Annotated in this window: 10 protein-coding genes, 2 tRNA genes, 2 rRNA genes and 1 pseudogene; 6 read left to right on the top strand and 9 right to left on the bottom strand. The window is 51.1% G+C overall.

Annotated elements, in window-relative coordinates:
• Positions 1-40 precede the first annotated feature (40 nt).
• The 4 genes from JQR86_RS22465 to JQR86_RS22450 all read right to left on the bottom strand — a co-directional run bounded on the left by JQR86_RS22465 (position 41) and on the right by JQR86_RS22450 (position 3,528).
• Complete coding sequence (locus JQR86_RS22465; RefSeq protein ID WP_312272112.1) at positions 41-286, bottom strand: hypothetical protein; 246 nt, start codon at positions 284-286, stop codon at positions 41-43.
• Between the two features lie 153 nt (positions 287-439).
• Positions 440-2,065, bottom strand: coding sequence for a methyl-accepting chemotaxis protein (locus tag JQR86_RS22460; protein WP_150346329.1), 1,626 nt, complete (start codon positions 2,063-2,065; stop codon positions 440-442).
• 324 nt (positions 2,066-2,389) lie between these two features.
• Positions 2,390-2,740: a hypothetical protein gene (locus tag JQR86_RS22455; RefSeq protein ID WP_434155122.1), complete on the bottom strand. Its 351-nt coding sequence runs from the start codon at positions 2,738-2,740 to the stop codon at positions 2,390-2,392.
• Between the two features lie 521 nt (positions 2,741-3,261).
• The gene (locus JQR86_RS22450; protein ID WP_434155121.1) at positions 3,262-3,528 is read right to left on the bottom strand and encodes a hypothetical protein; all 267 of its coding nucleotides are present in this window, start codon (positions 3,526-3,528) and stop codon (positions 3,262-3,264) included.
• Positions 3,529-4,114: 586 nt separating this feature from the next.
• Here JQR86_RS22450 and JQR86_RS22445 point away from each other — a divergent pair.
• Entirely contained in the window at positions 4,115-5,410 is a 1,296-nt protein-coding gene (locus JQR86_RS22445; protein WP_407363554.1) for a hypothetical protein, read from the top strand.
• Between the two features lie 339 nt (positions 5,411-5,749).
• On the opposite strand, the pseudogene JQR86_RS22440 reads toward JQR86_RS22445, so the two are convergent.
• Positions 5,750-7,096 (bottom strand): annotated as a pseudogene (locus tag JQR86_RS22440) (glycoside hydrolase family 5 protein); the annotation flags it as partial.
• Positions 7,097-7,623: 527 nt separating this feature from the next.
• On the opposite strand from JQR86_RS22440, the gene JQR86_RS22435 reads away from it, so the two are divergent.
• Positions 7,624-10,449 (top strand): LysM peptidoglycan-binding domain-containing protein, encoded by a 2,826-nt coding sequence (locus JQR86_RS22435; RefSeq protein ID WP_434155119.1) that lies wholly within the window; start codon positions 7,624-7,626, stop codon positions 10,447-10,449.
• 38 nt (positions 10,450-10,487) lie between these two features.
• On the opposite strand, the gene JQR86_RS22430 is transcribed toward JQR86_RS22435, so the two are convergent.
• The 4 genes from JQR86_RS22430 to JQR86_RS22415 all read right to left on the bottom strand — a co-directional run bounded on the left by JQR86_RS22430 (position 10,488) and on the right by JQR86_RS22415 (position 17,372).
• Positions 10,488-11,549, bottom strand: coding sequence for a lipocalin-like domain-containing protein (locus JQR86_RS22430; RefSeq protein ID WP_434155117.1), 1,062 nt, complete (start codon positions 11,547-11,549; stop codon positions 10,488-10,490).
• The gene (locus JQR86_RS22425) at positions 11,539-14,007 is read right to left on the bottom strand and encodes an ABC transporter permease (RefSeq protein WP_434155115.1); all 2,469 of its coding nucleotides are present in this window, start codon (positions 14,005-14,007) and stop codon (positions 11,539-11,541) included. The genes JQR86_RS22430 and JQR86_RS22425 overlap by 11 nt, the downstream gene beginning before the upstream one ends.
• A 2-nt stretch (positions 14,008-14,009) precedes the next feature.
• Entirely contained in the window at positions 14,010-14,678 is a 669-nt protein-coding gene (locus tag JQR86_RS22420; RefSeq protein WP_010798697.1) for an ABC transporter ATP-binding protein, read from the bottom strand.
• A gap of 1,425 nt (positions 14,679-16,103) precedes the next feature.
• Positions 16,104-17,372: an acyltransferase family protein gene (locus tag JQR86_RS22415; protein WP_286787367.1), complete on the bottom strand. Its 1,269-nt coding sequence runs from the start codon at positions 17,370-17,372 to the stop codon at positions 16,104-16,106.
• A gap of 1,068 nt (positions 17,373-18,440) precedes the next feature.
• On the opposite strand from JQR86_RS22415, the gene JQR86_RS22410 reads away from it, so the two are divergent.
• From JQR86_RS22410 to JQR86_RS22395, 4 genes are all read left to right on the top strand, one after another.
• A 16S ribosomal RNA gene (locus JQR86_RS22410) occupies positions 18,441-19,977 on the top strand.
• Positions 19,978-20,075: 98 nt separating this feature from the next.
• Positions 20,076-20,152: transfer RNA gene (locus JQR86_RS22405), tRNA-Ile, on the top strand.
• A 6-nt stretch (positions 20,153-20,158) separates the two neighbouring features.
• Positions 20,159-20,234: transfer RNA gene (locus JQR86_RS22400), tRNA-Ala, on the top strand.
• Positions 20,235-20,479: 245 nt separating this feature from the next.
• Positions 20,480-23,370: ribosomal RNA gene (locus tag JQR86_RS22395) — 23S ribosomal RNA — on the top strand.
• Together the 16S and 23S rRNA genes with 2 tRNA genes alongside form the textbook arrangement of a ribosomal RNA operon.
• Positions 23,371-23,457 lie beyond the last annotated feature (87 nt).

The raw sequence follows: 23,457 nt of genomic DNA, 5'->3' as shown, positions 1-23,457 counted from the left end.
GATAGAAGCACCAGGTTCCATTTGGTGGGTCGAAGAGGTATCAGATAAAAATGTAATCCTTTTCCAAAGGCACATGGGAGCCTTTAGCCCGTAATTCATTGACGGCATAGACCAATGTCAGGTTTAGCGCATCCTTATTCATCATGAGCTTGGGATCGAGGCGGCGCTGCACGCGTGCAGGAACGGCTGGGTCGATCAAGGTCAAAAGCATGTCTGAGCCGCGAGGTTCAAAAAGAAACTTAAGCGGCGGATCGAGACGGGCAAGTTTATTAGCTATCAGATTCATCGGGTGCGCCTCATGCTTAACTTAAGCATAGGCCACTGTTTCACTCGTAAAAAGCAATCCATCTGAAGATCTGGCCAGCTTTCAACAAAAAAGCCCTCTACTAAAGAGGGCTTTCACATTTTTTCTGTCGTAAAGCGATCATTGAATAAACGATCAGACCTTGAAGCGATTGACCAGAGAGTTAAGCTCAGCTGCCAGACGTGAAAGCTCATGGCTGGACGCGCTGGTTTGATGCGCGCCTGTGGCAGACTGCACGGATAGATCACGGATATTGACAAGGTTACGGTCAACTTCCCTGGCTACCTGAGCCTGCTCTTCGGCTGCGCTGGCAATTACCAGGTTACGCTCATACATTTCGCTGATCGACGACGTAATCTCGCTTAGCGCCTGGCCTGCACTTTCTGCCAGCTCCCGTGTGGAATGAGCGCGAGTGCTGCTGATCTGCATGGAGTTCAAAGCCTGACTTGCGCCGTTGCGCATGCCAGAGACCATTTGCTCGATCTCAAGCGTCGACTGTTGCGTACGATGAGCGAGCGCTCTTACCTCGTCAGCCACTACAGCAAAACCTCGGCCGGATTCGCCTGCACGGGCAGCTTCGATCGCAGCATTCAGCGCCAGTAGATTGGTTTGTTCTGCAATGGCACGAATAACATCCAGCACCTTGCCAATTTCCTGCGATCGATCGGCAAGTTGTCTTACCAGTACGGAGGTAGACTGAACCTCTTCCGACAGGTCTGTGATGGCTGTAATGGTTTCATTGACTCGAACATGACCGGCCTGTGCTGACTGGGTCGAAGTCTTGGAGGCCTCAGATGTCGATACTGCGTTACGTGCTACCTCATCAACCGCTGCGCTCATCTCGTTTACAGCGGTAGCGGCCTGCTCAATCTCATCGTTTTGCTGTTGCAAGCCGCGGCTGGCTTCTTCGGTCACGGCGTTGAGTTCATCAGCTGCTGCCGCCAGTTGGGTTGATGACCCTGAAATCTGAGCCAGGGTGTTACGCAGATTGTCCTGCATCTGGCGCAGTGCTACCTGAAGCTGATTGACCTCATCGCTACCGCTGACTTCAATGTGAGTGGTCAGGTCTCCTTTGGCAACCTGTTGTGCGGCGCGCACAGCACTCTGCAGGGGCCTGACGATACTTTGCGTCAGAAGCCAGGCCATAAGCACGGTAGCTAGGGCCGCCAAGGCAATCACGAGGATAACAATGGCGCGAGAGCTGGCGTATTGTTCCGCCGAACTCTTTCCTTCGCGCTCGATCCCTTGTGCATAGTAGTCTCCCAGCTCGCCCAATGTCTTGCCAGTGCCATCGATGACAGGCTTCATGTCAACCAGAGTGAGTTTATTCAGGGCGACAGTATCGCCTTGGCGGGCCAGGACAAACGAGTTGGTCATACCCTGCTGGTAGACTGCAAAATCCTGTTTGAATTGTCCGTACAGGCGTTGCTCTTCGGGCGTATCGACAAAGGCCTCAAACGCTTTGATGTTATCCATCAAAACCTTATTACGGGCCTCATACTGGCTGGCATAGGTGTCGATGCTTTTAGGGTCGGGATCAAGCGCCATGCGCAAGGAAATGGTGCGAATACGCAGCATGTTTTCCCGGATGCTATCTACGATGCGGATGCTGGGTACCCATTCTGCTTCTATAGCCACACTACGGTCACGGATGTTGGACATCTTGCCTAGCGAGAAAATACCTAGAAAAGCAACCATCAGCGCGATCAGGCCAAACCCAAGCGCAGCCCGGGGGGCAATGTTCCAACTGCGTAGTAGCATATTTGTCATCCGCAAAAGTAGAGGCGAAAGCACGCCGAATTTTTGTTGTCTGATGACATGTATCGGCGGTCAGTCTTGGGGCTTGAATTTATTCAATGACGGATAAAGCCCACTGCGTCCATGGCTCAGGCGTTCTCGAAAGCGAACCTCTACCAGCTACCCGTTTTCTACTGCGATATTCCTAAAAAGCTAACTACCAGGCGCAGCTATGAATGCAGAGTCTGCAGTGTGCTCAAGCTGGTAGAGCACAGCCTGTCCAACTATAGAGATGACCCGTCCAAGAAGGAGCTGAAAAACCGCCAGTTAACTACCTTCAATCAACTGCTAGATTCGCTCGGTCAATATATCGACCGTGAAGGGGCTGGTCATAATAGGCGTGTCGATTTCCAAGTTTCCATCGCCTACCACAGCGCTCTCAGCATAACCTGTGATAAATAGCACCTTGAGGTCAGGGCGGCTAATACGCGGCGTCAGCCATTTGTCTTCCGTTAGCCCAACATCGGAAACTAACAGGCCGATAGCGGTATCGGATTGCAGGCTTGCCAAGCCAGAAGCGCCATCTTCAGCTATCAGGGCGTGGTAGCCGAGTTCTTCAAGAATCTCCACGACCAGCATACGGATAGTCGGCTCGTAATCCACAACCCGTACTGCCCTGCCAGTAACGGTACGGAGCAACCGTTCTTGAGTGGACTCACTTGCGGTATTTAAGCCTTTTCTTCTGCGCGAGTTATAGACATATCCGTATTCCTTGCCCCGTTTCCGGAGCGATATGCATCTGCCCACCGGTTAGCGCACGAAGCTGTAAATTATGGTGAGCCCAACCCCATGCCCAAAGGTTTAGTAGTGACGGTGGTCAATATGTGCAATGCAGATGGACAGGTTTTCGGAACCCTAGGGTTGTGCCGGTCCAAACATATGAGCGGGCATGCATCCCACCTCCCGCCGGCAGAAAGAAAGGCGCAAGACATAGGCGGAAAAGGAGATTTGCGCATCATGCGAGTTGGACGTCCTGTAATGGTGACAAAAGGCAAAATCAGAGAACCTTCCACGTGGCAACCCACCAAGATGGAGAGGGTGCAACACGCGTTTAGCCCATCCGGTACGGACGTCAGACTAGAAGTGCTTTGTGCTGCAAGTGTGGCAAGGAACATGAGAAGCACTGTAAAAGCACTGTGATAAAGAGGGGTAAATAATTACTACCCGAGCGAGCCATGTTGTAATGGATCATCATGGGTAAATTCATGGCTATTGGATGCCGGCTGGTTAAGCCGACGCTGGATATCCATCAGGACCGTTTCCAAAAGCAGACGGTTACGCGCCTGATCAGGCGTTAAGATCCACTCAAGTGGATGACCTCCTTCAACAGGTAGTGCGGTAATAACCAGTGTCCCGTCAGGTTTTAGTAAGGTATCGACTTGATAACGGTCACGGGCCGAGTCAACAAGCATGATCAAGGCATTCATAGAATCGGCTACATCGTTGGGTGTTATCTAGTTAGAGTCAGGCTACTTCAAGAGATTCTTGAAGACTCTTCCCACTCGTCTAAAGGTCTTCCTGCCCAGTCAAAGCCTTTCTTATGCTCCGCCTCCACCCTGCATCTGATCGCTATGCGGGTCCTTTAGTGAGCCTTGGTTAAAAGGTCCTAATAAGCTGCGGGAGGGGTGATCTATTACTAAAGAAGAGAACTAATTCAAAGTATTTATGCTGGCAAACTCACAAATACAAGGTTTTTTGTCAATTGCTTTTGTATTGAACGTACTATGAATTTGTTTTGATGATTTATAAGTTATTTATCAATAGAAGGCAAATAGCCAGTATTCTTTCGAAATCACTCGTACCGTCACAGTAGTCTGGTTATTTGAGCCAATATGACGGTAATAATTGCCCGCAATACTAAGCTTGTCTGTTTCAAGCATTGATCTAAGTAGTCCATTGCCTGCCTTGACAGCGTCTGTGTCGCCACTAGCTTTATGATCCCTCAACAGATTGATGTGGGTTGGCACGCTTGGTGGTTTCGAAAACAAACCGCATGTAAAGGACATAAAATTAATGATCACGGTTAGCAAGCGTAACGTCTATTACGTATGTTTGTTTATTCTTCTTATTTTTCAATTTGGTGTGTTCGAGCAAGGGCACACAAACCCTATTGGCGTAAAGTACGTCAGTGAATTGTACTTGGCGATATGCTTGGGTTTTACAGCGCTTCTTCTTACAGGTACACCTCCGGCCAACAAGCAGGACTACAACCTCGGCTTGAGTTTTTGCCTTTTTTCTGCCTTTGTGTTCTGTTTTCTACCTGCGTTATTTTCAAATCTTTTTTATGGGCAGCCGCTGTTCTATGGATTGATTGAAGAGCGCCGTGTCCTGTTCTGTTTCAGCTTTTTCGTTATTGTCTATTTTGCAAAGCGTGTAACCGCTACCCAATTCGAGCAGCTGATACTGCTGGTCGGTCTCATCTCCGTTGGGCTTTCCTGGCTTTCCTATGCAGGCGTGCTGCCCGATCTTCGTGAGCAGGTGCTTGACCTTAGTCGTCCCGGGCGTGCCTCGCCCGGCGCAGCGGCCATCATCTTCTCCTACTGCCTTAGCGTCTATTTCATGGGGCATGGACGATCTCCCCTGAACGGCGCTCCAAAGTCAAAAGTGCTCTATGGCATCCTGGCGTTTGTCTTTCTGGCCACGATTGTCTTTGTCATGCAGACAAGACAGGTCATCGTGATCTGCTTTCTCTTTACCGCGATGTGTCTGAAAAGCCGCATGGTGATGCCCATGATCCTGGGTAGCATTGCGCTCTTTCCGATATTGGTGAACCCGCATATCCTCGATAGCTTGGGGCTCAACCTTGACTTCTATATGCAATCGGTGGAGAGCGGGCCTACGGACAATGTGCGGGAAAACACCATTGCCGCCATCATGAACCATTTGCATGAATACAACTGGGTTCCTAGCGGCAGCTTGAGCCTGATGTGGAATGATGGATTCAAACGGTTCTTCAGCAACTACTTCTTTCTGTCTGACGTAGGGGTAATTGGTACCTTATTCCGCTTCGGATTCCTGACATTTGCCATTATTCCGATTGGCTTGTTCATCCACTACAGGGTTGCAACGAAGCTAAATCCCAACTTGGACTTTACGCTGGCGTTCTTTCTGGCCAACCTTGCCATGTGGCCGTTGGTAGGTGTGTTCGAGTATCAAGCACCTACGGCTTTTCTTCTCGCCCTACAGGCACTCAAAACACACTATCAACATACAGCCAGAGCTACTGACGAAGTCGCAGCGGTACCGTATCCATACCCAACGCGGCTTGAGTCGTTGTCTGGCGCCAGAGGAATGAGAGGCATGACCTGATTCATCTTTAATAAAGGAAAAGGCTGGGCTTATACCCGGCCTTTTCCTTTAAGGGATGCCAGTAAAGCCAGATCAAGCAGATAGGTTGACTCAGAAGGGATTACAGGAGAGATGATGCATAGCGAGGCAATTACGATCAGCTTATGTAGCTGCTAGAGAATGCCGTTTTGTTGTCTTACATAGGGAATCTGGTATGGGCTGGCAAAATACGCGTCTGATACGAACGCACCTGGCCTATTACGGAGGGAGAAAAAGTAAAGATAAGGAGCTGTCCCTAGCTCCAGATACAATCCATCACAGCCCGTAGGTAAGAGACTGTTGTTATTTAGACAAAACAGTCAGCGTCTTGGGATAACCTACGACCGATCCATTGACTGCCGCGCCATCAACATAGACACCTAGATTAGTGCCAGCCTGCACATAGGTAATCTTGCGGACCTGACCATCCGCTAGCTTAACCGACTTGCCCACCTGAAAGGCGGCTTTGTTGGCGGTCGTGCCCGGTACCGAGAAGCCAGCCTTCTTACGGTACACACCATTGAGCCAATCGGTGTTGGTAAAATTGTTGATGGTGCTGGTCACTGAACCCGTCGTAGTGGATGGTGCCGGCGCAACAACGGTCGGTGTAGGTGCAGGCGAAGTTGTTGTTGCCTTCTTCGGGCCTATTTCCGTACAGCTGCTGCTGTCCATGTACTTCTTAAGAGTCGGCCACTGCGGGCGATCCTGCCCATTTACCGGCTCAACCGACATGAAATAATTACCCCAGCCCGGACCTGCTGCCCAGTAGGACGCCGGTACGCAATTCTCCTTCAGGTAGGCCAGCATATTGTCCATCAGGATGTTCCAGCGCGGGTTGTTATCCGGTACGCCGAACTCACCAATGTAGCCACGCTTACCATGCTTCTTCAGCCACTCTACGAACGGCTTGACACGATTCACGCCATACATCACGTCCAGCTTGTTGACGTCTACGTCACCATAGCTGCCACCGGCGTTCTCATCGAAATACGAGTGCGCCGAGAAAATGATGTTGTTGGACGGATCCTTCAGGTTCAGCAAGGGATCATTCCACTCCGCCCAGCGCGTAGCGCTCGACCAGCCGTTACCTTCCACAATGATCGGGCGGGTCTTGTCTACGGCGCGCACACCGTTGATACCGTATTGCGCAGCGGTCGCCCAGTAGGCCAGGGCCCCGTTGGGCTCGTTCATGATGTCGTAGGCGTACAGGGCGGGTTGATTACTCCACTGCTGGGCAATCTTGGTCATGATCTCCTGGTAGCGCGCATACGGAACGCCACTGGTCCCAATCACCTGGCCGCGATAGCGTGCATAGTTATGCAGGTCCAGAATGATCTTGATGTTGTGCTTTTGCGCATAACCAAAGGTGCGGTCTATCAGGGCTACATAGGTAGGATCAAGAGGACCGCCCAGCTTGGGTTGCAGGCGCTCCCAGATAATGGGGAAGCGGAATGTCTTGATACCCCTGGCGCTCCACTGCTGGAAGTAGGATTCCACCGGGAATATGTAGTTGGTGCCATTGATTCCAGGTAGAACATGGGGGGCAAATCCCGCACCGGACAGGTTCAGACTAACCAGATCGACCGGTTCGGCTTGTACATAAGTGGTTCCAAGCGCCAAGGCGGCTGCTAGGGGAAGGCTTTTCTTTAACAGTTTCGAAAAAAACATTGGTATCACCAGACTGCTGTGACCAACCGCGACCATTTCCTGTACTGCAAGATCAGGCGGAGGCTCAGAATTAAAAAGAATTGGCTAGGCTACTGCCAAGCGGAGCGCGCTCTGTGCTCTGCGTACTGAGCTATACAAGCGATATGCCAAAACATTGACATGAATTGAAACAAAGCCAGATAAAGCTTTATTTGATAATTTAAGCGACTGATTTTTATAAGGTTTTTATTGGTTAAAACGCGCATTACCATTCGTCGGCCCGAGTATCATGAAAATAAAGTAATGGCAAAGTAATTTCATGACCTGACGGATTCTTGTTGTTTTACTGTATTAAGCAATCGGTCAATGATGATTTTCTGGCTATAAGCCTTTTATCCTGACGGAGTATTAACGTGTAGAGGTTATTGTTCCTTATGGAGCCGTAAGCATGGTTACTTCAGCTTGGCGTTAACGTGTCATGTGCTTTTCATCTAAGCCAAGCATCCTTGGTCAGGCTGACGACCGAAGCCTACCGAGGACATTACGCCATGGCGATGCCGATCGATAATGCCGGAACCTCTCGCAGTAACTTCCGCACCGCACTTCATTCATTTAGCGCGTTTATCAAGCGATCCCAGGAAACGCCGCGCCCTGAAGGGGACGCACCAAGACTCCCTGAGTCGCACCTGCAGCAGCAAAAGGTAGTTGTAGAGCCGGGTGACACCATGACGGGTATCGCCAAAAAGCATTACGTCTCACTGCACGAGGCAGCCCAACATAATCCGCAGATTTCTGATATTGATCACATTCACGCCGGTGATGTGGTCTTTTTACCTCCTCCAGCACCAGAGCAGCTGGCCGTACAGCCTGATGGCAAAACACTGTTCCTTGAAAACCTGCAGTCTCGAGGTAATGCCATCGAACACGCAAACACTGCAGACGGCGCGATCGATTACGCAGTAGAGACCGAACAACTGAAACAAGACGTGCAAACGTTTTTGTCCGCTTTGCCAGCCGCTGAGCGTAACGACTCTGCGCAATGGTTATTTGATCATGACTGGATGGACAGTGGGCCGGCTCAGATAGCGATAGAGCAGGGTGCCGAACAGATGGGGTTGGTGCTTACGCCTTCCAGCCACAAGGGGCCGGACGTGGAAGCGCAGGTTAGGGAGATTGTTCAGCAGGTTAACGCATCGCCGGATCCTGTTGCCGCATTGGAGACACTAGGAAAGGCTTACTCCACCGTTACACCTGATGTAAAAGAGGTTTTGTTGCAGTCATCAACAGGCCAGGAGATCTTCCAAAGGGCAGGGCAATACGCGCTTGACGCCTTGAATCAGCAGGATAACCAGTCTGGCCAGCTCGTACCGATGAAAACTGTATTCGAGCGACTGGATAACATGACACAAAACCTTGACCCGCATCTTGCGGCAAAGGTCGTCGAAGCGGCAATTCCCGGACTGGAAAAGGTATTGCTCGAGCCCAGCGATAATCCAGTCCCCCTCATGGTAGGCTCGTCAGGGGCCTATCATCTGGTCAACGTAACCGGACGTATTGCCGGTCAGCCTGGTGCTGAGGAGACCATTAAGCGCTTGGTCGAGCTCGGACTTTACGAGCGGACCGGAACTGTGCAGAGCATTGCCGAAGGAGCAAGTCCAGCTTATCCGCTGCAGGTGCTGAGCTTTGTGGGCCAAGGCGACACACGCTATGTTTTAGAGGGCGATATCCTGCCAGGCCTGGATCAGTTCCAGAAAAAGGTTACGGATGATCTGCAGGCGTATGGAAAGCAGATGGAAGAGCTCAATTGGCTCACCCTGAATGGGGGCGCTGTCATGACTACTGAGCAGCGGGATAACGCCATCCAGGATTATCTTGACTCGCGACCGCCCGAGTGGGAAGAGCAGACCCAGGCGCTAAAAGACCAGGTTGCTGAGGACGGGCGTGATCTCTTATACCAGCTACAGGCGCTGCAAAATCTTCCGGCAGACTTTAAAGGTGACCGCAAGGCGATTGAGGACCAAATCCGCAGGACACTGGATAATCCCGACGCAATTACAGCCATGAGTTCTGCGGTGGCCCAATATCCGGAACTGACAAACGATCTGGATCAATGGAAGCTGATTGGGCAGTTTGGCAAAACAACGGATCGTGGTCGAAAGTTTCTTGAGGAAGTGGCTACGCAGGTTCTACGGCACAAGGTGATGCCAGAGTTTCAGAATGTAAAGGCGGGAGATGCTGCCAGCCTGCAAAATGCCCTCAACAAACTGGAAGGGCTCAAAAAAGGCCCAGTAGCTGCTCTGTTTGGTATACCAGACAAGGATCTCAATAAGGCTATTGATGCCTTGAAAGAGGCATTGCCGAGGCCCGGCGAAACAGCCGAGCAGATTACCGACCGTCTCGCTCGCTTCAATCTCAAGTTGGACGATATCAAATCAACCAATGGTGTCAGGACCTTTGATAATCAGACGCGCGCTGGCCAAACCTTGAGGATGATCGGGGCGGCCGGTGCCGCTGCCGTACTGGCAAGCTCCGGGGTTGCGTTACATAAACACCAGAGCCCCGAAGCCATTCTTAAGGTCTGTCTTGACGCTGCCGGCACGGCCCAAAAGACAACCGAACTCTTGATCGGCATGGGCAAGATACCCAAGGATGGTTGGGTAGACACACTGGCCGGCGGTAGCTCTCGTCCTGCGGTAAAAGTCTTGGGTGTTGCCAGCTCGCTGTTTGATCTGGTCAACGCAGGTAAGGCGGCGGAGTCTGGCGATACGGTGGGAGCGTCACTCTATACATTATCCGCAGCAGGAGGAGTGACATCAGCCTTGGGCACAGGCACTGTTTTTGGCCCAATCGGCCTTGGTGTAGTGCTGCTTTCGACCATCACATTGGGCACTCGTGACGTTATCAAACACCATGAAATGGCCAATCGCTTTCAAACGCCGGAAACCAGCCAATTTTTGACTCACGCTGGGCTTGATGAGGCGGCGGCAAAAGCACTTTCAGACCAGAGCGGAGACGGTTATAACGTCCTGCCGTTGCTCTCACGCTACGCCGAACTCAAGGGACTTGATCTGCAGGATAACCAGGACCAGCAGGCCTTTGTCACCTGGATCAATAACATGCCAAATGAAAGCCTACTGTTGTTACGGGACAACCTCCACCGCGTACTGGACAGGCGAAAGGGAAGTTATGATGACTTTCCGGAATCTCAATCCCAATCAAACTCCTGGATCTACGATACTTCCGATACCTATTTCAGTCAGCGCCTCAAAGAGAACCCTCACTTCGTGGAGATGGGCGTTGCTTATCCCAATTCGGTTTACCAACTTGATCAGACCTTGGACATGCTAGACCTGGACCGATTGGCAGTAAGCTGATCGGGCTGAGCCTGCGTTGCTATCAACGCGGCGCAGGCTCAGTAACCTGTCATTTCCAGATAGCCGATTCCGGTTTCGCTGCCTTGTACGCGTACGGGCCCTTCCCAATAGGGTGTTCCCACATCCATCCAAGCGTTGGGATTAATGGCTGACACCTCAATGTTAAGCCCGCGTTTGACTAGGGACAAAGACCAGCGCGTTGGAATTTTCCGCCCCGCGATCAAATGTTCATCCAAGGCTTTCAACTCGATTTCGTCTCTTTGCAGGGGTTCGGTCTGGCCGTCGGCCTTTATCCACGTACCGCTCAGGTAGTTATCGCCATCTGCCTGTCGCAAGCGGAACACCATGAGTTGTCGACCATCCTGCAGGTGTAGCGAAAACCAGTCCCATCCGTGCTGATCTTCCGAGAGCGGCTGACTACTCCATTCGCGATCAAGCCAGGCCGTGCCGCTTACGGCCACGGGTTTGCCCTCGATTTTCAATACACCCTGTGCGCGGAAAAAAGGTTGGCTGTAGTAATAAGACGCTTGGCCTCTGGCTGACTTGCGACTCAAGCCTTGGTCCCCTTGGAGCACAAGTGGCTGATCTGACGTCAACTGGAGCTGATAAGAGAACGTATCGCCACGGGCTTGCACTTTAAGATCTGACGATGCTTCGCCTTGCATTGACCAATCATCAATCCAGGCAGCAAAGGGTTCAGCTGTCACGCCGGCCTGTCCAACGCCCCCTCGCGCCTGTGTCTGGGCATGGAGTTGCTGCGTGCGGGTAGTCAGTCCCGCGTGACCTAACCACAGATTCCCGTTGCCCCAGCCGGGCTGGTCGGCTGCGGGACGCATGGCACTACGAAAAAGCGTCCATTGCACGCCATAGTCATTGCCGGCAGCGTCCTTTAGGTTGGCAGTGACATACCACCACTCGATACGAAAATCAGGATGGGCGCCATGATCGGCTGGAAAAGAGAACACCTTGCCCGGTACGACCTGAGCAAAGCCCTTGCTTTCCTGGCCCAGACCGGCAAAGCCTTGTCCTTTGGATGAAGAGTCATCGCATCCGCCTAGGACAAAAAGGCCTACAACCAGACAGCCAATCCTAGCGTTCATCGGACAGTACCCTCAGCAAGTCAACCGGGCGGCTCCGCCACAGGGTCCAGAGAGGCCAAGCTGAGGCCAGCCAGGTAGCCAGTAGAGCGAGTCCTGCCAGACGCATCAGCTGATCCGGAAAAACCTGAAGTGGCAAACGCCACCCAAAGGCCTGAACATTAATCACGGCTACCAGGCACCATGCCAGCAGAATGCCCAGAGGAATCGCCAGGAGCAATGTTAGCAGTGTTAGCAGCCACGTCTGACCTACGTTAAGCAGCATCAGCTGGCGCCGCGTAACCCCCATAGCCCATAACGGCGCGAGTTGCCCAAGGCGGCTCTGGCTTTGCGTTAATAAAGCAATAAAGAGCGCAACACCTGCTACGCCCAGCGTCAGCGTATTAAGGGCCGAGGTTGCACTGAACGTGCGCTCAAACACCTGTGTTGCCCATTGTTTGAGCTGTACCTGATCCACAAGACGGGAGTCATCGAGAGCAAACGTATCCTTGATGGCCTGTTTCAGGTTGCCAACGGCGGAGGGCTCCATACGCAGCGCATAACGGCTTACCGGCAGGTTGGGCCAATGGGCTTTCATTGCCTTAGCATCTACCAGAACATGGCCACGAGGGTTTCCATAATCCGCGTAGATACCCACGATCTTGGCAAGCCATGCCCCTTCGGCTGCCGGTAGTTTTACCGTGTCGCCTATTTCAACGTTTAAATGCCGAGCCAGTTGTTCACTAAGCATGACGCTATCGCCCTTGAAGAGTGCGTCCCAAGGGTTACCTGCTCGTGCCTCTAGTAAAGGCCAATGGTTGCGGTAAAGCTCATCATCCTCTACGCCTGCAATGGTCAAAGGCCAACCACCCAATTGCGTTTCAAGCTCAAGACCTGCCAAAACACGATCAACTTCAGGACGCGCTGTTAGCCAGTTAGCCATCTCTTGCATCTGATTCGAGCTAGCTGGGCGGATATAAAGTTCGGCAGAAAGGCGCTGATCCAGCCAGACACTAAAGGTATGCCGAAACCCTTCAGTCATACTGCCGGCACCAATATTAGCGGCAAGGGCTAACAACAAAGCCATGAGGGCCAGACTCAGGCCAGGTAACTGTTGTCGGCAGTCGGCAATAAACCAGCCCAGTAATGGTGACCGCATGGAGGCAGGTGCTAGTCTCAGCAGGCCGCTGAGCGCTACCGGCAGACCTAGAGCTGCCGCGAGCAGTAGGCTGCCCATCATGACGAAACCTGCCGCCAGGCTATTGCCTGTCAGCCAGGCAATGAAGGCAACCGCTGCTGCAACAGCGGCGATCCATCCTTGGCGTTTTAGCCAGGCACGGTGGGCCTGATGCCAAGCCTCGCTATTGGCGAGTCCTAGCAATGGCAACCGAGCGGCGCGCCATAAACTGTTTGCGCCCGCCAACAGCGCACCCAGAAGGCTAAGTCCCAGGCTACCTAGCCACCAGATTGGACTGAGAGAGAGCTCTCCGGCTACCTCAGCACCATATAAACCTCGTAAGCTGGCTGCCACGTTTGGTAAGAGTAGGCTGGCCAGTACGTAGCCGCTAACAATACCTGCCAGCCCCCCTAGCAACGCGAGCGCTATCAGTTCTCCAGTCAGCGCTATCAGGAGTTTTTGAACACTTACACCGCTGGCGCGCAATGTACGCAATAAGGGTCTTCGTTGCTCCAAGGCCAGCCCGATAGCCGCGTGTACAATAAACAATCCAACTGCAAAGGCTAACAGCCCAAGCGCCATTAGGTTGAGGTGGAAACTTTCGGTGAGCTGTCCCGGGTCGTTTTCATTTGAATGGGGCTGCCATTGCAATCGTTCATTCCACGGAGAAGGAAGGGGTGCCTGAAAATTTGCTGGGAAAACAAGACGTGAGAGTTGGTCCGGTGCCTCAAGTAGCCGCTGGGCTACTCCGATGTCGACTAGCAACATGCCGGGAGCCATGCCTGACTTACCTGTTATTGGCGGGAGGCGTTGCCCATTAACCAGGTAAGGCTGCTCACCCTCCTGCAGGTTCAACTCATGTAGTGTTTGGTTAGCAACCCAGGTTTGCCCAGGTGGACTAATGAACGCCATCAAGTCCTGTGTTTCGGTCGGTTCGCCCGCTATGGACGAGCCCACCGGCAGGCTCACTGGTTCGATACCCATGATTTGCAGACGGCGTGTTTGACCTTGAATAATGGCGCTGCCTTGTAACATTGGTGACACGGGCCATCCCTGTCGGCGTAACGCAAGAAAGCTTTCCTGAGAAATAAGTCCGCCATTACGTGCAGAAAGTGTCGCTTGAGGTAAACCGCCAATGAGCTGACTGGCCTGCGCATAGCTTTGCCTTGCCTGGCTGTTAAGCGCCTGAACGCCAGTCAATAATGCCGTGGCTAGCCAGAGCCCGGTAAATAGACTGAAAAACTGCACGGGGTGTTTTCGCCAGTGACTGATTAGGCTGCGCACAGACCAATACACAACACCCATCGTTAGCTTCCCATAGGGGTAGCAATTTGGCCTGCCCGCAACACGACGCGTTGCTGCAACTGTGCCGCTACCTGTGGGCTATGAGTAACCATCAGCAGCGTACAGCCACTACGGTCTACCAGATCCAGCAACAGCTTGAGTACTTGGGCGCTAGTTACTTCGTCCAGGTTACCGGTCGGTTCATCAGCCAGTACTAACGCCGGACGTGATGCCAGGGCTCGACCCAATGCTACACGCTGTTGTTGTCCTCCCGAAAGCTGCTCTGGGTACCGTTGCAATAACTCGCTCAGACCCAGTTGCTCGGCAAGCTGGGCCTGCCACAATGGATTGTGCCGTCCCGCAAGCCGCGCCTGAAAAGCTAGATTATCCTCTACCGTCAGACTGCCGATGAGGTTGAACTGCTGAAAAATCAGGCCAATCTCACAGCGACGCCAGTCAGCCAGCGCTTGTTCGTTAAGTGAGTGTAATGCCTTTCCATCGATATCGATGCGGCCACTATCTGCCTTGTCGAGTCCAGCGATAAGATGAAGGAGTGTGCTTTTACCACTTCCCGACTCGCCCATAAGAGCCAGACTGCCACCACGCTGCAGATCTAAATCTATACCTCGAAGTACCGGCAGAATGCCCTGAGGGGTGGGGTAGCTTTTATGAAGTTGTCGCACATGAAGCATAAGTGAGCCTTGATACGTCTGGTAAACGCACAAGCAAACCAGAGACAGCGATCGCTGGGATGATCTGCGAAGAGGTCATATCGAACCCAAATCTCATGACTTAGTTCTTGAGATAGGATCGATGTAAGAAATTTATACAGTAAAAATAAAACCGCTTACTAGACTAGCGAAGAGGTGTCGTTGGCTTTAGGAATTTCAGATAAAGGTCTATCGAAGATCATAACGCAATATTACTCGGTCACAGGTAAGCAGTCGTGCTCAACAGAGCCTTTTGCTAAAAGTAATCGTATCTTTCTTAAGTACTATTTTCTGCTATAGCAGCTCCAATCCTAAGGCCATCCTGTTTTATGCATACTATAGCCAGTACTGATGTGAGGCATGAGGTGCCTTATTTATATGACTGGATGATCAAGGCTGTGATATCAGTGTAATATTAATCTGTCTTAAATAGTCTGTAACGGTTTTTTGGTTGACTTTCATCCTATTAAGCGTAGCGGAGCCATGGAGATCGTTCTCATTTATACATAGTCATGCCGTTAGTCATCTTTGGCAGACCAGCCGATATAAGCCAGTTGCAAAACAACAGCGCTGCGTTAACCTCAACAGACCATAGTCAGCTACGTTTGTATTGTCATGAGAAGTAATACTGCAGAAGTAGTAGATATGCCTACTATCACCCCTATCGGTACCCAGTGCACAACAGGTCAGACGTGTCCAGAAAGTGGCATCTGGACAGTTATAGGTGCTCCTCGCACGGCCTCGCCTATCGTTAAAGGCAAACGGTTTCCGCCATACTGCGGTAAGGCCGCTGTTTGGCAGCTAGCTTTGCACGCCTGATCTTAACCAAACGTTAGCCACTTCACGCTACTTTGATAGCGCGCGTTTGATTGGTGCGTCCTGAAAAAGACCACCCCAGTAAAAAAGCAGCAACGGGGGAAATCACTGCTTCTGGGGTGGCTGATGACGTGTTACAAACCAAACAACGGATCGTTCGCTTGCCCTCGCATTAAAGCCTTTCTGTTGTAAAGACGATACCCGTTCCAGGTAAAGGCTATGTAAATTTTTGGACATGTTGGGACTGATATACTTTGCCATCTGGTGGGGACTTATAGTGATTGAAAGTAAAACTCATAGCATTCTTGCATTTTCCAGTAGAGCCTTTTTATCCGTATGATTTAAAGGAGGTTTAGGTGCAAACATCGCTTTGGCTTCATCCAGAGAATTTCTTTTTGCTTGATTAACGGAAAATTTTTAAAGCCCACTTTATCGGGTTTCATTTTCTTCTAGGTGCATGAGAACATTCGATCAAATGATATGTTCAGAATTAAAGCCAAAACAGTATCTGGAGATCGTTCTGGTTTATTAGGGATTTTAAATTATTGAAAACATGGGTGTCATAGTTGAAACTATGACACCCAGATCTTTTTAGAGAGGCGGTATGGTGTTTACGCCTTTTCTCGGCTTCAACATGAAAGGCTTTTCTATTCCCAGGAAAGTTAACAGGGAAAGCCCGCATACCAATACCAGCACCAAAGGCAGAAGCATAATGTAGTGGGAAACATTGCTGTCTATAAAAGGATAGACCTGTAACCAAGAAAAGAGGCTATATAGCACCAGCCCGTGAATCAAATAAACGCTGTAGCTAATTTCACCTAAAGCCTTCAAACCGTAACTACTTAATAATCCAAATAGATCGTTACCCAGTGCAATAATGGCGAACGCTATGCTAAGAAGCAAAATCTGAGGTACAGAAAAGTAATCCGGCATTGTCATGCTATATGCAATGAGAGCTATTGCCAGAGCGCCATAGACAGGTTTCTTTAGATAATCAATCCATGCTGGCCGGTGTCGCTTGATCAGCACGGGGATAAATCCGGCAATAAAGAATAGCAAGAAATGGAGCTTTAACACTTCCAATTGTGCTGCAGGTAATGCAGCTACTACCACGATGAGAGATAGGGCAAGGTAGCGGCCATAGTTTTCGCGGTTGATCAGCGCTGCGAGAACAGGAAGGGCTAGATAAAAGAACCATTCATATTTCAACGTCCACTGGACGCCGGCCGTAATGATGCGACTCTCTTGAAAGCCATTAAAAGAGGCACCAAGAAAAACAACCCATCTCAGGCTTTCCTTGGCCAGTTGAGTAAGCGATACCAGATCAAATCCGGTTCGATACAAGCTGATAAATACGACTACTGCCACGACGAATGCGTACAATGGCATGATTCTCCAGAATCGAGACTGGAATATATGTGGCCAGTCAGGCTTGCGCTGATAAATTTTTCCAAAGAATAGAAAGCCTGTAATCATGAAAAAGAGCGTGACGGGAACCGCCCCCATATTGTTCAGGAGCGCACTGCTGTCTGAGCCTGCCCATTCACCAGTGGTCTTCCATTGGTAGGTCACCATAAAGTGGCAGCAGACCACAGTGGTAGAGAGTACGCCTCGTAGTGCGTCAATAGGGGAGGATCGGGTTAGCGCCTGCTCTGACAGGATATTTAGACGCCTGAATAGTCTGTCCAAAAAGAACATGGACAACACATAAATAAGCAATAATTCCAGCGTTACAGTCATAGCGGAGTTGATATCGTAATAGTGTTGCTCTTCCAGCCTTTTAACGGTTAGTAGATTTTTTAGTCGAAAGAGCGCTTGGATCTGCTCCTGGTAAGAGAGGGGCAGTACGATAATCGACAAAAACCATAAGACCATGCGAAAAGGCATCGGCTAGGAAGACCAATGAATGGACAATGACGAGGCCTTCATAAGGCTGACGGTCATCAAAGGAAAAGAAGCAACCCAGTGGTAAGCCATAGGCTGTTGCGACTATTGCGGTCAAGCCCGAGCGGCTTCTAAATTCCAAAGAATCCTATGTGCTGATTATGACTGGATAGCGGTTGGTTTCCTGAGTTCTTACGATCCCCCTCAACACTATGTATTTGGGTAGGGCTTTTGGCGCAGCGTCTTGCGTTAATGCTTACCACTTTGCTTTTGTTTAAGAAAAAAGCCATTTAGAAACCCTGTATTTGTAAATTCATCAACCAGCTGCTCTCTATGCGCTAAGTATTTCTGGTAGATAGCAGCTAGGGTAATGACTGATAGGTTTAAAAGCCGTTCCTTTTAGCGGCTTCAAAATTAGAACTGAGTCAGCTTCAATCGTTTGTGGTAGAGCATTCCGTCTTACTCTTGTGAAATGCCTCGCACCTCATGCACCTATCGAGGCACACTATCTAGACTTCTTTCTTAAAGAGTTCTCTGCGTAACGCTTATCCAAGATGTTCAAATAAAGCTTGACCTGTGAGCGGAGGGGCCTATAGTGCGCCCCACTTCCGCTGCAACGGAACAGCAAAAATCCTTGTAGATCAATGGATTAGCTGTTTGGTCAGGGTCAGGCCTCCGGTCTGGCAGAAGCGGAAAGAGGGAAGCGGTAGTTGACAAGCCCCTGGGCTTGTGTAGAATACGCCTCCCGCTGCCAGAACAGGTTTCCTGATCCGGCAGGTCCGGCAAGCGGTTCAGCGGGTTAGACCGGTTGAACAAAATGCTTGACAGGACAAGAGGTTAGCGTAGAATGCGCGCCTCGGTTGAGACAAGGTCTTAACCAACCGCTCTTTAACAAGTTGAATCAAGCAATTCGTGTGGGTGCTTGTGCTGTAAGACTGATGGATCGACAAGATTATCAGCAAGACAAGTAACACTCGTGAATTCGAGAGTTTATTTGCGATTGCTGAGCCAAGTTTAGGGTTTTCTCAAAACCCGGATATGTTTGAACTGAAGAGTTTGATCATGGCTCAGATTGAACGCTGGCGGCAGGCCTAACACATGCAAGTCGAGCGGATGAGGAGAGCTTGCTCTCTGATTCAGCGGCGGACGGGTGAGTAATGCCTAGGAATCTGCCTGGTAGTGGGGGACAACGTTTCGAAAGGAACGCTAATACCGCATACGTCCTACGGGAGAAAGTGGGGGATCTTCGGACCTCACGCTATCAGATGAGCCTAGGTCGGATTAGCTAGTTGGTGGGGTAACGGCTCACCAAGGCGACGATCCGTAACTGGTCTGAGAGGATGATCAGTCACACTGGAACTGAGACACGGTCCAGACTCCTACGGGAGGCAGCAGTGGGGAATATTGGACAATGGGCGAAAGCCTGATCCAGCCATGCCGCGTGTGTGAAGAAGGCCCTCGGGTCGTAAAGCACTTTAAGCTGGGAGGAAGGGTTGTAACCTAATACGTTGCAGCTTTGACGTTACCAGCAGAATAAGCACCGGCTAACTCTGTGCCAGCAGCCGCGGTAATACAGAGGGTGCAAGCGTTAATCGGAATTACTGGGCGTAAAGCGCGCGTAGGTGGCTTGGTAAGTTGAATGTGAAATCCCCGGGCTCAACCTGGGAACTGCATCCAAAACTGCCTGGCTAGAGTACGGTAGAGGGTGGTGGAATTTCCTGTGTAGCGGTGAAATGCGTAGATATAGGAAGGAACACCAGTGGCGAAGGCGACCACCTGGACTGATACTGACACTGAGGTGCGAAAGCGTGGGGAGCAAACAGGATTAGATACCCTGGTAGTCCACGCCGTAAACGATGTCAACTAGCCGTTGGGGTCCTTGAGACTTTAGTGGCGCAGCTAACGCAATAAGTTGACCGCCTGGGGAGTACGGCCGCAAGGTTAAAACTCAAATGAATTGACGGGGGCCCGCACAAGCGGTGGAGCATGTGGTTTAATTCGAAGCAACGCGAAGAACCTTACCAGGCCTTGACATGCAGAGAACTTTCCAGAGATGGATTGGTGCCTTCGGGAACTCTGACACAGGTGCTGCATGGCTGTCGTCAGCTCGTGTCGTGAGATGTTGGGTTAAGTCCCGTAACGAGCGCAACCCTTGTCCTTAGTTACCAGCACATTATGGTGGGCACTCTAAGGAGACTGCCGGTGACAAACCGGAGGAAGGTGGGGATGACGTCAAGTCATCATGGCCCTTACGGCCTGGGCTACACACGTGCTACAATGGTCGGTACAAAGGGTTGCCAAACCGCGAGGTGGAGCTAATCCCATAAAACCGATCGTAGTCCGGATCGCAGTCTGCAACTCGACTGCGTGAAGTCGGAATCGCTAGTAATCGTGAATCAGAACGTCACGGTGAATACGTTCCCGGGCCTTGTACACACCGCCCGTCACACCATGGGAGTGGGTTGCACCAGAAGTAGCTAGTCTAACCTTCGGGAGGACGGTTACCACGGTGTGATTCATGACTGGGGTGAAGTCGTAACAAGGTAGCCGTAGGGGAACCTGCGGCTGGATCACCTCCTTAATCGATAGATCCCAGCTTTGGCATAAGCTCCCACACGAATTGCTTGATTCACTGAAATAAAGACGCGAGATGAGTCAAGACTCAAGCGTTAGACGATTGGGTCTGTAGCTCAGTTGGTTAGAGCGCACCCCTGATAAGGGTGAGGTCGGCAGTTCGAATCTGCCCAGACCCACCAATCGATGGGGCCATAGCTCAGCTGGGAGAGCGCCTGCTTTGCACGCAGGAGGTCAGGAGTTCGATCCTCCTTGGCTCCACCATCTAACACCGCGTTAAAGCTCAGAACTGAGTGCTTACCCCCCCTAAGGGTTGGGTCGGAGCATTGACTTCTGAACTTTGTTTTCAGACTGTTCTTTAAAAATTTGGGTATGTGATAGAAGTACGAACACATAGGCTGTTTCACTGCAGACTATGTGGTCAAGGTAAATTTGCGAGTTCAAGCGCAAGTTTTCGGCGAATGTCGTGTTCCAAACCAAACATAACTTCAGATTCTTTGGGGTTATATGGTCAAGTGAATAAGCGCATACGGTGGATGCCTTGGCAGTCAGAGGCGATGAAAGACGTGATAGCCTGCGATAAGCTTCGGGGAGTCGGCAAATAGACTGTGATCCGGAGATCTCTGAATGGGGGAACCCACCTGACATAAGTCAGGTATCTCACACTGAATCCATAGGTGTGAGAGGCGAACCAGGGGAACTGAAACATCTAAGTACCCTGAGGAAAAGAAATCAACCGAGATTCCCTAAGTAGTGGCGAGCGAACGGGGACTAGCCCTTAAGCTCAATTGATTTTAACCGAACGCTCTGGAAAGTGCGGCCATAGTGGGTGATAGCCCCGTAGGTGAAAGGATCTTTTGAGTGAAATCGAGTAGGACGGCGCACGTGAAACGTTGTCTGAATATGGGGGGACCATCCTCCAAGGCTAAATACTACTGACTGACCGATAGTGAACCAGTACCGTGAGGGAAAGGCGAAAAGAACCCCGGAGAGGGGAGTGAAATAGAACCTGAAACCGTATGCGTACAAGCAGTGGGAGCCCACTTTGTTGGGTGACTGCGTACCTTTTGTATAATGGGTCAGCGACTTATATTCAGTGGCAAGCTTAACCGTATAGGGAAGGCGTAGCGAAAGCGAGTCTTAATAGGGCGTTTTAGTCGCTGGGTATAGACCCGAAACCGGGCGATCTATCCATGAGCAGGTTGAAGGTTAGGTAACACTGACTGGAGGACCGAACCCACTTCCGTTGAAAAGGCAGGGGATGACTTGTGGATCGGAGTGAAAGGCTAATCAAGCTCGGAGATAGCTGGTTCTCCTCGAAAGCTATTTAGGTAGCGCCTCATGTATCACTCTGGGGGGTAGAGCACTGTTTCGGCTAGGGGGTCATCCCGACTTACCAAACCGATGCAAACTCCGAATACCCAGAAGTGCAAGCATGGGAGACACACGGCGGGTGCTAACGTCCGTCGTGAAAAGGGAAACAACCCAGACCGTCAGCTAAGGTCCCAAAGTTGTAGTTAAGTGGTAAACGATGTGGGAAGGCTTAGACAGCTAGGAGGTTGGCTTAGAAGCAGCCACCCTTTAAAGAAAGCGTAATAGCTCACTAGTCGAGTCGGCCTGCGCGGAAGATGTAACGGGGCTCAAACTACACACCGAAGCTACGGGTTCATCGCAAGATGAGCGGTAGAGGAGCGTTCTGTAAGCCTGTGAAGGTGAGTTGAGAAGCTTGCTGGAGGTATCAGAAGTGCGAATGCTGACATGAGTAACGACAATGCGAGTGAAAAACTCGCACGCCGAAAGACCAAGGGTTCCTGCGCAACGTTAATCGACGCAGGGTGAGTCGACCCCTAAGGCGAGGCTGAAAGGCGTAGTCGATGGGAAACAGGTTAATATTCCTGTACTTCTAATTACTGCGATGGGGGGACGGAGAAGGCTAGGCCAGCTTGGCGTTGGTTGTCCAAGTTTAAGGCGGTAGGCTGACTGTTTAGGTAAATCCGGACAGTTAAGGCCGAGAGCTGATGACGACTCTTCTTATGAAGAGGAAGTGGTTGATGCCATGCTTCCAGGAAAAGCCTCTAAGCTTCAGGTAATTAGAAATCGTACCCCAAACCGACACAGGTGGTCGGGTAGAGAATACCAAGGCGCTTGAGAGAACTCGGGTGAAGGAACTAGGCAAAATGGCACCGTAACTTCGGGAGAAGGTGCGCCGGTGAGGGTGAAGGACTTGCTCCGTAAGCTCATGCCGGTCGAAGATACCAGGCCGCTGCGACTGTTTATTAAAAACACAGCACTCTGCAAACACGAAAGTGGACGTATAGGGTGTGACGCCTGCCCGGTGCCGGAAGGTTAATTGATGGGGTTAGCGCAAGCGAAGCTCTTGATCGAAGCCCCGGTAAACGGCGGCCGTAACTATAACGGTCCTAAGGTAGCGAAATTCCTTGTCGGGTAAGTTCCGACCTGCACGAATGGCGTAACGATGGCGGCGCTGTCTCCACCCGAGACTCAGTGAAATTGAAATCGCTGTGAAGATGCAGTGTATCCGCGGCTAGACGGAAAGACCCCGTGAACCTTTACTGTAGCTTTGCACTGGACTTTGAGCCTGCTTGTGTAGGATAGGTGGGAGGCTTTGAAGTGGGGACGCCAGTTCCCATGGAGCCATCCTTGAAATACCACCCTGGCATGCTTGAGGTTCTAACTCTGGTCCGTTATCCGGATCGAGGACAGTGTATGGTGGGCAGTTTGACTGGGGCGGTCTCCTCCTAAAGAGTAACGGAGGAGTACGAAGGTGCGCTCAGACCGGTCGGAAATCGGTCGCAGAGTATAAAGGCAAAAGCGCGCTTGACTGCGAGACAGACACGTCGAGCAGGTACGAAAGTAGGTCTTAGTGATCCGGTGGTTCTGTATGGAAGGGCCATCGCTCAACGGATAAAAGGTACTCCGGGGATAACAGGCTGATACCGCCCAAGAGTTCATATCGACGGCGGTGTTTGGCACCTCGATGTCGGCTCATCACATCCTGGGGCTGAAGCCGGTCCCAAGGGTATGGCTGTTCGCCATTTAAAGTGGTACGCGAGCTGGGTTTAGAACGTCGTGAGACAGTTCGGTCCCTATCTGCCGTGGACGTTTGAGATTTGAGAGGGGCTGCTCCTAGTACGAGAGGACCGGAGTGGACGAACCTCTGGTGTTCCGGTTGTCACGCCAGTGGCATTGCCGGGTAGCTATGTTCGGAAAAGATAACCGCTGAAAGCATCTAAGCGGGAAACTTGCCTCAAGATGAGATCTCACTGGAGCCTTGAGCTTCCTGAAGGGCCGTTGAAGACTACAACGTTGATAGGTCGGGTGTGTAAGCGCTGTGAGGCGTTGAGCTAACCGATACTAATTGCCCGTGAGGCTTGACCATATAACACCCAAACAATCTGTTGTTTGGTAAAGACCAGCCGAAAGCTTGGTTGAACCGCAAATACCGATCACATACCCATTCGGGGAA

The organism is Pseudomonas sp. JZ134, assembly GCF_051027695.1.
Taxonomy (GTDB): domain Bacteria; phylum Pseudomonadota; class Gammaproteobacteria; order Pseudomonadales; family Pseudomonadaceae; genus Chryseomonas; species Chryseomonas luteola.
Note: the sequence above shows the minus strand (reverse complement) of the source record. Positions and strands in the feature narration are given on the sequence as shown.

Bases quoted from the DNA above. Each gene is read 5' to 3' on its own strand.
- JQR86_RS22465 (WP_312272112.1), bottom strand. From the start codon at position 286: ATGAATCTGATAGCTAATAAACTTGCCCGTCTCGATCCGCCGCTTAAG.
- JQR86_RS22460 (WP_150346329.1), bottom strand. From the start codon at position 2,065: ATGCTACTACGCAGTTGGAACATTGCCCCCCGGGCTGCGCTTGGGTTT.
- JQR86_RS22450 (WP_434155121.1), bottom strand. From the start codon at position 3,528: ATGAATGCCTTGATCATGCTTGTTGACTCGGCCCGTGACCGTTATCAA.
- JQR86_RS22445 (WP_407363554.1), top strand. From the start codon at position 4,115: ATGATCACGGTTAGCAAGCGTAACGTCTATTACGTATGTTTGTTTATT.
- JQR86_RS22435 (WP_434155119.1), top strand. From the start codon at position 7,624: ATGGCGATGCCGATCGATAATGCCGGAACCTCTCGCAGTAACTTCCGC.
- JQR86_RS22430 (WP_434155117.1), bottom strand. From the start codon at position 11,549: ATGAACGCTAGGATTGGCTGTCTGGTTGTAGGCCTTTTTGTCCTAGGC.
- JQR86_RS22425 (WP_434155115.1), bottom strand. From the start codon at position 14,007: ATGGGTGTTGTGTATTGGTCTGTGCGCAGCCTAATCAGTCACTGGCGA.
- JQR86_RS22420 (WP_010798697.1), bottom strand. From the start codon at position 14,678: ATGCTTCATGTGCGACAACTTCATAAAAGCTACCCCACCCCTCAGGGC.